The organism is Pseudomonas sp. BP8 (assembly GCF_017875955.1).
GTDB lineage: Bacteria > Pseudomonadota > Gammaproteobacteria > Pseudomonadales > Pseudomonadaceae > Aquipseudomonas.
On the sequence record NZ_JAGINK010000001.1, the window covers coordinates 5776473 to 5790213 of the forward strand.

At 65.8% G+C, this 13741-nt stretch carries 7 protein-coding genes; 2 read left to right on the forward strand and 5 right to left on the reverse strand.

The genetic code is table 11. The features are described from left to right. Positions 1–2 precede the first annotated feature (2 nt). Complete coding sequence (locus tag J3B00_RS25365) at positions 3–1670, reverse strand: ShlB/FhaC/HecB family hemolysin secretion/activation protein (protein ID WP_209873915.1); 1668 nt, start codon at positions 1668–1670, stop codon at positions 3–5. A 112-nt stretch (positions 1671–1782) separates the two neighbouring features. Continuing rightward, complete coding sequence (gene pbpC, locus J3B00_RS25370) at positions 1783–4137, reverse strand: peptidoglycan glycosyltransferase PbpC (RefSeq protein WP_209873918.1); 2355 nt, start codon at positions 4135–4137, stop codon at positions 1783–1785. Positions 4138–4196: 59 nt separating this feature from the next. Between pbpC and J3B00_RS25375 the strand changes: the two genes are divergently transcribed. Further along, a complete protein-coding gene (locus tag J3B00_RS25375; protein ID WP_209873921.1) occupies positions 4197–4490 on the forward strand; it encodes a hypothetical protein in 294 nt (97 codons plus the stop codon). A 69-nt stretch (positions 4491–4559) separates the two neighbouring features. Here J3B00_RS25375 and J3B00_RS25380 read toward each other — a convergent pair whose 3' ends face one another. Next, positions 4560–9455: an alpha-2-macroglobulin gene (locus tag J3B00_RS25380; RefSeq protein ID WP_209873924.1), complete on the reverse strand. Its 4896-nt coding sequence runs from the start codon at positions 9453–9455 to the stop codon at positions 4560–4562. 165 nt (positions 9456–9620) lie between these two features. Between J3B00_RS25380 and J3B00_RS25385 the strand changes: the two genes are divergently transcribed. Continuing rightward, positions 9621–10958 (forward strand): MATE family efflux transporter, encoded by a 1338-nt coding sequence (locus J3B00_RS25385; RefSeq protein WP_209873935.1) that lies wholly within the window; start codon positions 9621–9623, stop codon positions 10956–10958. 268 nt (positions 10959–11226) lie between these two features. On the opposite strand, the gene speA is transcribed toward J3B00_RS25385, so the two are convergent. Next, a complete protein-coding gene (speA, locus tag J3B00_RS25390; RefSeq protein ID WP_209873937.1) occupies positions 11227–13140 on the reverse strand; it encodes an arginine decarboxylase in 1914 nt (637 codons plus the stop codon). A gap of 152 nt (positions 13141–13292) precedes the next feature. Continuing rightward, positions 13293–13664, reverse strand: a complete 372-nt coding sequence (locus J3B00_RS25395; protein WP_209873939.1) for a translation initiation factor Sui1 — start codon at positions 13662–13664, stop codon at positions 13293–13295. Positions 13665–13741 lie beyond the last annotated feature (77 nt).

A 13741-nucleotide genomic window follows, 5' to 3' on the forward strand; every position in this document is an offset into this window, starting at 1 on the left:
CCCTACAACTGAAAACTGAAACTCAAGCTCATCCGCGGCCTGCGGTTAAGGCTATCAAGAGCCACGTCCGACAGCGGCTTGGCCACCTCCAGCGCAATGTTGTAAGACCGCGCATCCCCAACACGCACTCCCAGCGCAGCAGACGACAACCGTGACTGCTGCACCTGCAGCTCATTGAACCAGGCCCGCGCCGCATCCACCGCCACATACGGCTGCAGCACCCTCACCCAGCTACCGTCGCGCGTGAAGCTGTAGTTCAGCTCATAGCCCAGCCCCCAGCCCTTGTCACCGCCAGCCTGATCACGCGGATAACCACGGCCGAAATTCTGCCCGCCAAATAGCACCTGCTCACTGTCCGGCAGGCTGTCACGGCTCCAGTACAGTGCCGCCGAAGCCACCCCCTGCCAGTTCTGCCCATACGCGTCACTCTGCAGGGCCGACAAACGCACCCGGAGAAAATCCAGGTCGTAGTCGCCATTGCTACGCGCGCCAAGATAGTCGAGCCCTTGATACACACCCGCACTGACCATACGCAACCGCCCCACCTCGGCCCTACGCCAGTCGCCCTCGAACGACAGCGCACGCATATCGGTATCGGTGGTTGACGGCTGCGCAACGCCGAGCCCCTCATAGTCGTTACGCTCGCTGACCAGATAAAAACGCCCGACCACATCCAGCCACTCGCCCGGCGCGGCAATCAACGCCTGACTGATCCCCATCGAATAGCGCTGGCTGTCGCGCCGCTGGGTCAGGTCGGTGCCATCGGCCTGGCGGATACGTGTGCTGGGCTCACTGCGATAGCGCGAAGCCGAAAGCAGCAGTTGGCTGCCTTCGCTGTCCAGGTACTGGCTGTAGCCCAGACGCCAGTAGCGCGCCTGCTCTTCTCCCGGTGGCACTAGCACGCTGGCCGAGAGCTGCTCGGCAAAGCGCGTCTGGGCATTGCTGGTGACGCCGATCAGTGCCTGCAGATCGTCGCGGCTGCCGTCGTTCAGGGTCATGGTGCGGGTAAAGGGTGCGCGCGCGGCCTGGACGATCAGCCGGGCACCGCCGTCCCCGGTGCGCGGCGGCAGTAGCTGCGCCTGGGTGGTCACGCCTGGGATACGGCTGATCAGGCTGGTATAGCGCACGAAGCTCTTGCGGGTCAGCGGCCGCTCGGCCTTGAGCCTGGCCATCACCTGCTCAAGGTAATCGGCGGCAGGGCCGATATCGCCCTGCAGCTGGTAATCGCGGACATAGCCTTCAACCAGCACGACACGCACCCGGCCATCGGCGAAATCCTGCGCGGGCAAATAGGCGTACGACAGCAGATAGCCGTCCTGTTGATAGCGCTTGGTCAGGCGCTGGGTGAGTTCGGTCAGCTCGGCCAGGGATACCTGGCGGCCAATCAGCGGCCGGTAGTGCTCGCGCAGGTCGCTCAACGGGTAGACCGTGCCACCCTCGAAGCGCACCTTGCGCAGCGGGATACGGCTATTCATGGGCAGCGCCTGCTGCTGCACGGGCTCTGGCGCGGCCACCTGCAGCCCCATGCTGGCCGGCCGATAGACGTCCACCGGCAGGTTGCGCGCCGGCAAGCGGCGATCAGTGTCGTTGCTGCTGAGGTAGCTTGGCAAAGGCTCGGCGCCGGCCAGACTGGCCGAGGACAGCAGCAGGATCAGCAGCAGACGGCGCATTGGGATACTCCATCATCCTCGGGAGGTTCTCAGGCAGTGCCGGCCCCTTCGCGGGGCAAGCCGGCGATCGCGACGCCATTGACTGACAGCGTAGCCTGCTCACACCGCCGGCTCACTCGCTGACCTGAAACTCCACCCGCGCCGTCTCACCGCTCTCGTCCAACGCACTCAGTTCGATGCGCCCGCGCTGCTCGAAGCGCAGCTGCAGGCTGTCCTGCCCGCGGGTCTCGCCCATTGGCTGGCCATTGACGAACCACCAGCGCTGGCCGCCGCCGCCCAGTGCCGACACCTGCAATTGCAGCGGTTCGCGACTGGTGGCCGGGCGGCGCAGGTTGTCCCCGGCACGCACCCCGACGATCGACAACGGCGGCGCACTGGCCGGCACCTGCGGCGGGCAGTTCGGGTCGACCGCCGGCAGACGTGCAGCACGCCGCTCCACACGGGGCAACCAAGGCTCCAGCGGCGCTGGCCAGAGGGCGATGGCGCGCGCAGTGGCGCCGCTGCAACTGGCGTCGACCCGCAGCCCCTGTGGGTTGACCCAGACGCTATCGCGCAGGCCCAGCCCCAGCGGCTGATCAGCCGCCTGCAAGGTCGGCGGCGTGGTGCCGTCGAGGGTCCAGGCAAAACGCTGGCGCCGGCAGTTGGCGTCCTGGCGATTCATCGGTTGGCCGAGCGGCCAGCAGATTGCCGCCACCCCCACCGACGCCGGCACCTGCTCGACCGGCGGCTGGATGCCGCGCTGGCTGTCGCGGTTGCTCAACAGGTCATGCACCTGCAGCATCAGCGGCGCCGCCGAAGCCAGGCCGAACTGGCCGGGCACCGGCGTGCCGTCAGGGCGGCCGATCCACACGCCGATCAGGTAGCGCGGGCCGACGCCGATCGACCAGGCATCGCGAAAGCCATAGCTGGTGCCGGTCTTCCAGGCCAGCAAAGGGCGCTGGACCAGCTCGGCATGCGGGTCACGGTTCGGACGCGCCTGGCCACTGAGGATGCGCCGGATGATCCACGCCGCACCCGGTGATACCAGCCGACGCTCCACCAGTGGCTCTTGCGGTTGCAGGCGGATCCGCGCGCTGTGGCCGCTGCGCGCCAGCGCCGCATAGCCGCCGACCAGGTCCTCCAGGCGGCTGCCGGCGCCACCCAGAATCAGCGACAGGTTGGGCTCGGCCAGCGGCGGCAGCGCCAACGGCACGCCGCCCATGCGCATCTGTGCGGCAAAGCGCTTGGGCCCGTAGGCTTCAAGCAACTGCACCGCCGGCAGGTTGAGTGACAGGGCCAAGGCGGCGCTGGCCGAGACCGGGCCGCTGAAGCCCATGGAGAAGTTACCGGGGCGATAGTCGCCATAACGCCGCGGCACATCCTGCAGCAGCGACTCGGAATGGATCAGGCCATCGTCCAGGGCCATCCCATACAGAAACGGCTTGAGGGTCGAGCCGGGCGAGCGCAGCGCGTGGACCATGTCGACATGACCGAAACGACGCGCGTCAGCCAGTTCGATCGAGCCCAGGTAGGCACGCACCGCCATGCTCTGCGCCTCGACCACCAGGATCGCCGCCGAGGTGCGTTCGGGCAGCCGCGCGCGCCAGCCCAGCAGCAGGTCTTCCAGGCGCCGCTGCAACGCCGCATCGACGGTGGTGCGGATCAGCGGCGGGCTGTGCTTCGTGTTCAGCCGTCGCGCCAGCAAAGGCGCCAGCGCCGGTTCCTGACGCGGAGCCAGCAACAACGGTTCTTCGCGTGCCTCGCGCACACGCTGATCGGGCCATACCTGGTAGTCGGCCAAGCGCTGCAAGACCTTGTCGCGGGCCTGCTGGGCCCGCTGCGGATGCCGGTCCGGACGCAACCGGCTGGGCGCTTGCGGCAGCACTGCGAGCAAGGCCGCTTCGGCCGGGGTGAGGTGCTTGGGCGACTTGCCCAGATAGGCCCAACTGGCCGCAGCCACCCCCTGCAGGGTGCCGCCGAACGGCGCTCGGTTGAGGTAGAGCTGGAGGATCTCGGCCTTGGACAGGTGCCATTCGAGCTGCAGCGTGCGCCACAACTGACGCGACTTGCCTGTCAGGGTGCGGTCGTGGGGGTCGAGCAAGCGCGCCACCTGCATCGACAGGGTGCTGCCACCCGAAACCACGCGCCCCCCGCGCAGGTTGAGCCAGGCCGCCCGCGCCAGCGCCAGCGGGTTGACCCCCGGGTGATTGTAGAACCAGCGGTCTTCGTAGGTCAGCAGGGCTTCGAGGTAGAGCGGCGAGACCTCCTCGGGGCTGACCGGATAGCGCCAGACTCCGTCGGCGTCGGCGAAGCGCCACAGCGGTGTGCCGTCTTCGGCCAGCACCACCCGCGCCAGGTCATCGGCCGGCATCGGCAACGGCCAGAGGCGGTCGGCCAGCCACAGCAAGCCGGTCGCCAGCAGCCCCGCGGCAACCACTGCACGCAACAGACGCCCCGCACGGGTGCTCGGGCGTATTAAACTTGGCATTGGGAACCGACCTGGCCTGGTAATGGCCAAAGCCTTGGATTGATCATCAGGAAGCGACTATGCATGTAGAAGGTTTTTTCGATTGGCTGGGCCAGGCACTGGGGGCATTGATCCGCATCATCGTCGATGCCTTGAGCGGGTTGTTCAACCTGCTGGCCAATGCCGGCGGCAACTTCATTGATGGCCTGGCGCGTACGTTGGGCATGGACACCTCGCTGGTCAGCATTCTTGCCCTGATCGTTGGCTTGATGCTGCTCTACTCGGCGATCCGCGCCTTCATGCGCGCCTCGATCATTCTCGGGATCATCTGGCTGGTGCTGGGCTTGTGGGTGCTTAGCTGGATCATTCACTGAGCCTGGGTTTCATGCGCTGCCAGTGCTGGCGCCCACGCGGTGAGCGTGGGCGCCGACTGATGCAGCACACTAGCGCGGCTTGACCACCATCTCCCCTGGGCTCTCGCCCACTGCCTGCAGGTTCGGCCGGTACATCGACTCCACCTGCGGTGGCGGCACACGGTAGGTACCCGGCGTCACTGCCCGGGCCAGGTACAGCAGGTGAGTGGTGCCATAGCTGTCGAGCTTCAGCGCTGCCACGTAGCGGTCATCGCGATACTCCTGATGCACCACGCTGGCATTCTGCATCGACTCGCGCCACTGCTTCACGGCGCTACTGGCGTTCTCCAGGCTGGCCGCACTCTGCGCCAGGTTCTGGTTCTCCAGCTCCAGGCCCGCTGGCAGCAAATCGACCACCAACGCATCCGGCACCTGGCTGTGGGCTTTGAGCGCCAAGTGCACCAGCACCAGGTCACCACTGCGCAGGTTGCGCAGGTCCAGGTTCTGGCCGTTCATGCCAAGGAACTCACGGCGAATTTCCAGGCCATTAGCGCTCGGCGCCGGCGCCTGACGCGGGTAACCGGAGAGGGTCAGCTGCTGGTAGAGCGTTTCGCTGCCTTGGTTTTGCACGCTCAACGGCGAGGCCAGCAACGGCCCCTCGAGCTTCATCCCCGCCTCGGCGTTGTTCAGCTCGCGCAGCTCGCCGGCACTGTCCAGCCGCGCCTGCCATTTGCCTTCCGGCTTGCCCAACAGGCCACGACCGGCGAGGAACAGCGCGTTGCGCTCCTGGGTCGACAGCCAGCGGTTGGCCGCCAGCTCGTCAGACAGGGCGAACAGGCGTTGATCGACCTGATTGGCCGCCAGGTTGTTCTCCTGCAGCAAGGCCAGAATCAGCGCCTGATCGCGCACGGCACTGCCGTAGTCGGCCATCCAGCCATTGCTGCGACTGACAGCCAGACCCGCCTGCAACGCCTGCTGCGAACGCGGATTGTCACCCATCTTGTCCAGCGCCACGGCCAGTTGCACCAGTGGCAGGCCAGAGCGGGCGTCACTGCGCCGTTCATACAGGGCGCGCAAGGCACCCAGTGGCGCCTGCTGACTGCGCGCCAGCACCAAGGCGGCATAGGCCTGTACGGCAAAGCGCGTATGTTCGGCGTTCTGGCTGTAATCGACCTCGATCAGATTGCGTTCCTGCACGTAGCGCAGCAGGCGTTCGCTGGCCTTTTTCAGGGCCTCGGCCGGTACGCCATAACCCTGCTCGCGGGCGCGCAGGAGGAAGTCGGTGACATAAGCGGTCAGCCAGTACTCCTCTTCGCTGTCCGAGCTCCACAGGCCAAAGCCGCCGTTGTAGCGCTGCATGCCCAGCAGGTGCTCGATGCCCATTTCGATCTTGCGCTTGCGCACCTCGGCGGGCTCGCCCTTGATGCCGAGACGCTTGAGGCTTTCGGCATCGGCGTACAACGACGGGTAGAGGCCGCTGGTGGTCTGCTCCAGGCAGCCATACGGATAGGCTTCAAGGGCACGGATCTGTTCGGCCAGGTTCAGCGGTGGGCGGCTCGACAAGGCCAGGCTGGCTTCCAGCCCGGCTGGCTCGAATTCAGCCAGGTCGCCTTCCGGCAAGGTCCATGGCTGGTCCTTGAGCGCCACCCGGTAGTGCTTGAGCATCGCCGGGTAGGCCGGGCGCACACCCAGGGTCCATTCACGGCTGAAGCTGGTGTTCGCCTCGCCCGGCAGCTGCAGGCCGTTGACCCGCACCTGCACTTTGCCCTGGCCCAGGCCGCCCAAGGCCTGGACCGGGATCAGCAGCGTGCTGCGCTGGCCTTCGGCCAAGGTCAGCGTCTGTTGAGAAGCGGCGGCGAGGCTCAACTGGCCCTCGGTGCTGAGCTCGACGGTCAATTGCTGGGCGCGCCCGGACAGGTTGGCCAGGTCCAGCGCCAGGTTGGTCCGGTCGCCACCGGCGAGGAAGCGTGGCGCCGACAGTTCGGCGATCAACGGCGCGGCGACCACGGTCTTGCCTTCGGCCACGCCGAAGTGCTCGTCGCTCCAGGCCTGGGCCATCAGCCGCAGTTCACCGTTGAAGTCGGGGATGTCGACGCTGGCCTCACCCTCGCCCTTGTCGTTGAGGGTCACCGGCAGGCTCTGCTGGGCAACGATGGTCACCGTGGTATTGGGGCGCTTGCCGCCCTTGGCCATCGCCGCATCGCCACCAAACGCCAGGCTGGCCAGACGGCCCTGACCGGCTTCGATCAACTGGCCGTAGATATCCAGCTGGTCAGCGCCGTAAGCCTTACGGCCGAACAGGCTGGCAAACGGGTCCGGGGTCTTGAAGTCGGTGATGTTGAGGATGCCCACGTCCACCGCCGACAGCAGCACGTGGACCTGCTTGGGCACGCTGCCGTCGGCGTTGAGCGCCTTGAACTTGACCGTCAGCGCTTGCTTGGGGCGCATCGTCTCCGGCGCTTGCAGGCTCAGCGCAAGCTTGCGCTCGGCGCGGTCAAGCGGCAGGTGCAACACGCCAACGGCGCGTTTTGGCGTGGCGTTGGCCTTGCGCTCACCCGGGCGGATCACCAGCGCACTGATGTACAGGTCATGCCGCGCCCACTTCGGATCGAGCTTGACGTCAAAGGTCTTGCCTTCGGCGGGCACGTCGATTTCCTGCCACCACAGCGGGCCGTCGCTGGACTCGACCATCAGGTAACCACTGCCTGCGGCGGGTGGGGTGACGGTGACCTTGGCTGTCGTGCCATCGGCGTAGGACGGTTTGTCCAGGGCCAGCTTGACCTGATCCGGACGCACCGCGCCGCCTTCGGCGTTGTCCTGGGCGCGATAACCGGCCCAGAAACGCGCGCTGGAGACCAGACCGGTCTGCGGGTCTTCGACCTCGACCCGGTACGGGCCCCACTCGACCTGGAAGTTGAGCTTGGCCGTGGAGCCGGCCTTGACGCTGACGGTCTCCTCGCTCTGGGTCAGGTACTTCTCGTTGTAGTTGTAACTCCAGCCGTCGCTCTGCGAGTAGTTCCAGTAGTAGTCGCGACGCTCACGGACCAGACGCACCTTGAGGTTGTCGACGGCGAGCTTGTTGCCATCACGATCGGCCACCAGCACTTCGAATTCGACCGGGCCATCGCCATCGGTTTCTTCGCCATCGAACAGACCACGCAAGCCTGGCAAGCGCTCGGCGGGCCAGATCGGTTGCTCGAGGCGCCGGGTGATCGGCCGGCCACCGGACTCCTGCAGGCTGGCCTGCACGGTCAGTTGCAGCGGCGAACGGGCTTCGGCCCAGCGGCTCTCGATCTCGAGCCTGGCCTTGCCGGCCTGGTCGAGGGTGACCTCGTCCAGCTCCAGGTCCTGGTTGAGTTCGGTCTCGGTGACCGAGCCAAACTGATAACCCGGCAGCGCCGGCACCGCTTCGCGCAAAGGCCGCACATAGGCCTGGCCACTGAGGCGGTTACCGGCTGCCGGAGCACCGTACAGGTAGCGGCCATTGACCTCGATACTGGCGGTCTGCTCTGGGCTCAACGGCGTAGCGCTGCCCTTGAGCTCCAGTGCCAGGCGCTCGGGGAGGAAGTCTTCGACGAGGAACTCATGGACCTGCTTGCGTCCGCCGCCCAGGTCGAGCAGCAGTTGCCAGCGACCGGTCGGTGCTTCCGTGGCCAGCTGCAACTGGTATTGATAGAGGCCATTGGCATCGGCCTCCCAGACGAACTTGCGGCTGACCTGCTCATCCGGCCGACGCACTTCGACCGTCACCGGCTGAGCCTTGAGCGGCTTGCCGTCCTGGTCACGCAGCAGGCCATTGAGCAACACGGTCTCACCTGGGCGATACAGGTCACGCGGGCCGAAGATGAAAAACTGCAGCGGGTTGGCTTGGGGCCCGGTGATGTCGAACTCGGCCAGGTCCAGGGCCGCGGTATTCAGGCGCAGCAAGGTGGTGTGCACGCCTTGGGTAGCGATCAGGGTATCGGCCTTGGCGGTGATCGGCAGCTGGGCGTGGCCGTCGCCGTCGGTCTTGGCCTGGGCGAGTAGCTTGCCCTTGTCGTCGTGCAGCTCGAGGGTCACCCCGTCGAGCGCCTTGCCGCCTTCCAGGGCCTGGGCGAAGACATCCAGGCGATCGCGGTAGCGGTGCGCAGAAACACCGATGTCACTGAGGGTGAACAGGGTCGCGGGCTGCGAGTAGTCGTAGGTCCCGGAGGCGCGCATCACCGCCAGGTACACGCCTGGCTCCTGCAGTGGCTTGATCCCGGCGATCGGCAGCAGCACGGTCTCGCGGGTGTTGCGCGCCGGGTTGAGGTCGAAACGGCCGCTGTAGACCAGTTCGGCCATGTCCAGGGTTTCCTTGGACTGGTAGTAGTACAGGCTGCTGTTGCGCCCCCAGCTGGCCAGGAAGGTCGAGAGCATCTCCGGCTTGATGCGGAAGAACTCGACATCGACCTTGGCCACGTTCAGGGCGATCACCGGCAGGCCTTCGGCCAGGCGCGTGGGCAGCAGCGAGCCGCGGCTGGCGAAGCCGATGGTCGGTTGCATGTCGCGGGTTTCCAGGCGGCTGACCGACTCGCTGGCCAGCGCATTGCCGTTGACTGCCAGCAGCCCCTTGTCGACCGACAGCACCAGCTTGCGCTGCGGCTCGAGGTGGCGCAGGCGCAGCTCCATCTGGTTGTCGGAGAGCTCCCAGGCGCCGTCGAGCTTGCCGTTGACGGTGTCGACCAGGTGGACCTTGTTGGCGAAGTCCTGACTGGCGTCGAGCGGCGCGGAAAAGCTGATCGACAGCGCACTGGCGCCGTCCAGCTGGGTTTCCGAGACATCCAGCACGGTCAGCTCGCGGCCCTCGTAGCGTTTGGCCAGGACGGCCGGATCCTCGCGCTTGGGCGCCGGCGCTTCGGCGGGCGCGGGCGGTTTTTCCGCAGGCGCAGGGACGTCCTTGGAAGAGGAATCACAGGCACTGAGCAGGGCCAGCGCGCAGGCCAGCAACAATCCTTTGTTGAACATGAGAGAGGGGACTCTTCGGCAGCGTGGTCTTGAGGGCACAAACTATAGCGTAACCGCAGGCGGCTTACCTGACGCTGCGCGGCAAGTGAGACCGTGTTCGCGCAGATTGGTTGCCGGGCCGGTAGAATGCGCGTCCGAATATCTGTCGTTAGTGCTGGAGTCAGCATGCCCGCTCTGTCCGCCGACTGGCGCGATCGCCGCACCCACCGCAAGGTCTGGGGCCTTGCCGCACCCATGATCCTGTCCAACATCTCGGTACCCATGGTCGCACTGGTCGACAGCACGGTGATCGGCCATTTGCCGCACGCCCACCAACTGGGCGCAGTCGCCGTGGGCGCAACCCTGTTCACCTTCATGGTCGGCCTGATGGGTTTTCTGCGCATGGGCTCCACCGGCTTCGCCGCCCAGGCCGCCGGGCGTGCCGACGGCGCAGCGTTGCGCCAGGTACTGGTGCAAGGCCTGCTGCTGGCGGTGGCCTTCGCCGTGCTGATCGGCCTGCTCGCCCTCCCCTTCAGCCAGCTCGCGCTGCAGGCGATGGCACCCAGTGCCGCGTTGCAGCAAGCCACCGAAGACTTCTTCCACACGCGCTTGCTCGGCTTGCCGGCGGCACTGGCCAGCTACGCGCTGGTCGGCTGGTTCCTCGGCACCCAGAACGCCCGCGCGCCGCTGGCGATCCTGCTCACCACCAACCTGCTCAACATCGTCCTCAACCTGTGGTTTGTACTCGGCCTGGATTGGGGAGTACTCGGTTCGGCGCGGGCTTCGGTGATTGCCGAGTGGAGCGCCGCGCTGCTCGGCCTGGCCCTCACCCGGCCAGCCTTGCGCGCCTACCCTGGGCAAATCGCCTGGGCGGCCTTGCGCCGCTGGCAGGCGTGGCGCCCGCTGCTGTCGGTCAACCGCGACATCTTCCTGCGCAGCCTGGCGTTGCAACTGGTGTTCCTCCTGCTGACCATCCAGGGTGCGCGCCTCGGTGAAGCAACGGTAGCGGCCAATGCCTTGTTGCTGAACGGCTTGCTGCTGACCGCCTATGCCCTGGATGGCCTCGCCCATGCCGTGGAGGCGCTGTGTGGCCACGCCATCGGCGCGCGCGACCGCGACACCCTGCGCCGCTCGCTGGTGGTGGCGGGCGGCTGGTCATTGCTGACCAGTGCTGGCTTTGCCGGGGCGTTCTTGCTCGGCGGGCATCTGTTCATCGACCTGCAGACCGACATTGCCAGCGTGCGCGAGGCGGCGTACCCGTATCTGCCGTACCTGGCAGTGTTGCCACTGATTGCCGTGTGGAGCTATCTGCTGGATGGGTTGTTCATTGGCGCGACCCGCGCCAGCGAGATGCGCAACGCGATGCTCCTCAGCGTGGTGCTGGCCCTGCCCGTGGCCTGGCTGGCGAGCGGGTTTGGCAACCATGGGCTGTGGCTGGCGTTTCTGCTGTTCATGGGGTTGCGTGCGGTGACACTGGGATGGCTTGGCTGGCGGATGCAGCAACGGGGGGAGTGGTTCAACTGAGCCGGGCGCCGCTCCACGGTGGAAGATTGCCCGGAACAACGTTCGCAAAAGCGCCGCGTACCCTGTGGGAGCCTTGTGTCGCGAAATGAGGGCACAGCCCTCACCGACTGACCCACAGCCACCCAATCCCGATGGGAAGAATCGCTTGTAGTCCTCGCCGATTACGTCCGTTTTCGGGCGGCAAACTCATGCCGGTGAGGGCTGCGCCCTCATGTCGCGACACAAGGCCGGTCCCACAGAATCCCCAGGTGGGAGCGGCCCCGAAGCGTTACGACGACAGGTACGAAGACCGGGTCAGCCCCAACCGCAGCGCATCCAGGTACTGGGTACGCTCGCGGGCGGTGATCTTGGCGCTGGCGACCTTGTCACGGTAGTGGGTCATCAACTCCTCCGGCGACAGGTGCACGTAACGCAACATGTCTTCGATGGTGTCGTGGGTCTCGATCCCGGCGTGGTACACACTGCCATCGGCATTCTGGTAGATGTTCACCGAGTCGGTGTCACCAAACAGGTTGTGCATGTCGCCGAGAATCTCCTGATAGGCACCGACCAGGAAAATCCCCAGCAGGTAATCCTCACCCTCGTTGATACCATGCACCGGCAAGCTGGTCTCGATGCTCTGCTCGTCGACGTACTGGTTGATCTTGCCGTCGGAGTCGCAGGTCAGGTCTTGCAGCACGGCGCGGCGCAGCGGCTCTTCGTCGAGGCGGTGCAGCGGCAGGATCGGCAAGACCTGGCCGATGGCCCAGGTGTCGGGCAGGCTCTGGAACACCGAGAAGTTGCAGATGTACTTGTCGGAGAGCTTGTCGTTGAGCTCGTCGAGTACCTGGCGGTGCGAGCGCTGACGCGCCTTGAGCGAGTTGTGCAAGCGCCGGCAGACGGCAAAGTAGCACTGCTCGGCCAGGGCCTTCTCCGCCAGGGTCAGCTTGCCGTCAGCGTACTGCGCGGCCACGTCGCCCATGTAGTGAGTCGCGCGCCAGTATGTCTCGGTGACCATCTCGATGTCGGTCGGGCCCAGCAGGTCGACCAGCCACTGCACGGTCTCCGGCAGGCTTTCCTTGTTCTCGATCAGCGGCACTTCGTCGTTGTGCTTCTCGACGTCGGTCACCTGCACCACCAGCATGGCATGGTGCGCGGTCAGGGCGCGGCCGCTCTCCGAGAAGATGTGCGGGTGCGGCAGGCCCTGAGCGTCACAGAACTCCTTGAGCATACCGACCACGACAGCGGCGTAATCGTCGATGTCGTAGTTGATCGAGCTGGCATTGCGCGAGTGGGTACCGTCGTAGTCGACACCCAGGCCACCACCGACGTCGATGTGATCGACCGGCAGGCCCAGCGCGCGCAGCTCGCCGTAGTAACGGATGGCTTCCTTGAAGCCGTGCTGGTAGTCGGCCAGGTTGGCGATCTGCGAGCCCATGTGGAAGTGCAGCAGGCGAATGCCCTGATCCAGGCCGGCCGCGCGGAAGCGCTCGACCACCGAGATCAGCTGGGCCGCCGACAAACCGAATTTGGACTTCTCGCCACCGGTGTCAGCCCACTTGCTCGAGGCCAGCGACGACAGCCGCACACGCAGGCCGACCTGTGGCTTGACCTTGAGCTCGGCGGCCTCTTCGATCACCAGGGCGACCTCGGACTCCTTCTCGATAACGATAAACACGTTATGGCCAAGCTTCTGGCCCATCAGCGCCAGGCGAATGAACTCGCGGTCCTTGTAGCCGTTGCAGACGATGGTGCCGCCCTTCGGCGCCAAGGCCAGCACAGCCAGCAGCTCGGGCTTGGAACCGGCTTCGAGGCCGATCGAGACGTTCTGGGTGGCGATGATGTTCTCGACCACCGCTTCCTGCTGGTTGACCTTGATCGGGTACAACGCGGTGTACTCGCTCTGGTACTCGAGGCGCGCGATGTTGGCGTCGAAGGCACCGGTCAGCTGGCGAACGCGGTCTTGCAGGATATCCGGGAAGCGCACCAGCAGCGGCAGCGACAGGCCGCTCTGGCGCAGCTCGTCAACCTGCTCGAAGAGGTCGATCGGGGCGCTGTCGGGGCCGTTGGGGCGCACTTCGACGCGCCCGGCTTCATTGATGGCGAAGTAACCAGCGCCCCAATGGCGGATGCCATAAACACTGCGGCTGTCGGCCACGGTCCACTGGCTACCATCGTCTTTGCGTGTGCGTCGTACGGACATTCAAGTCCCCTGTAGATAAGTCGAAGACACTGCCCCACCGGGAGGCGCTGGCAGTGTAGAAACTGAAAATGACGATTCGTCCATGTCCAGGGATAGACCCTGACGACGCAAACGAGTTTAGAAAGCCCTGGGCAAAAATCCCCCTGGCGGCATCAACCGCCGGATTTTTTCGCCTTGAAGCCCTGCTTGGTCAGTTCGGCGAGCAGTAGCTCGACGTGGTCGCCCTGGATCTCGATGACGCCGTCCTTCAAGGCACCGCCAGTACCGCAGCGGCGCTTGAGCGTCGCTGCCAGTTCCTTGAGCGGCTCCAGGGCCAGGGGCACGCCAGTGACAGTGGTCACGGTCTTGCCGCCGCGGCCTTTGCTTTCGCGGCGCACGCGGGCGATACCGTCACCGTCGGGGATGACTTGCTGCTTGCAGATGCAGGCGTCTGCCGGCTTGCCGCACTCGGGGCAATGACGACCGGCATCGGTGGAATACACGAGACCGCCAAGGGCGGAGAAGGAAGAAGCTTTCTTGGCCACTTTTGTTCCTCTTGCTGAGGACAAAAACTGGTCGGCGCCGTTGCCTGGAACCGACCGCGAAGCCCCACTCTGGCAGG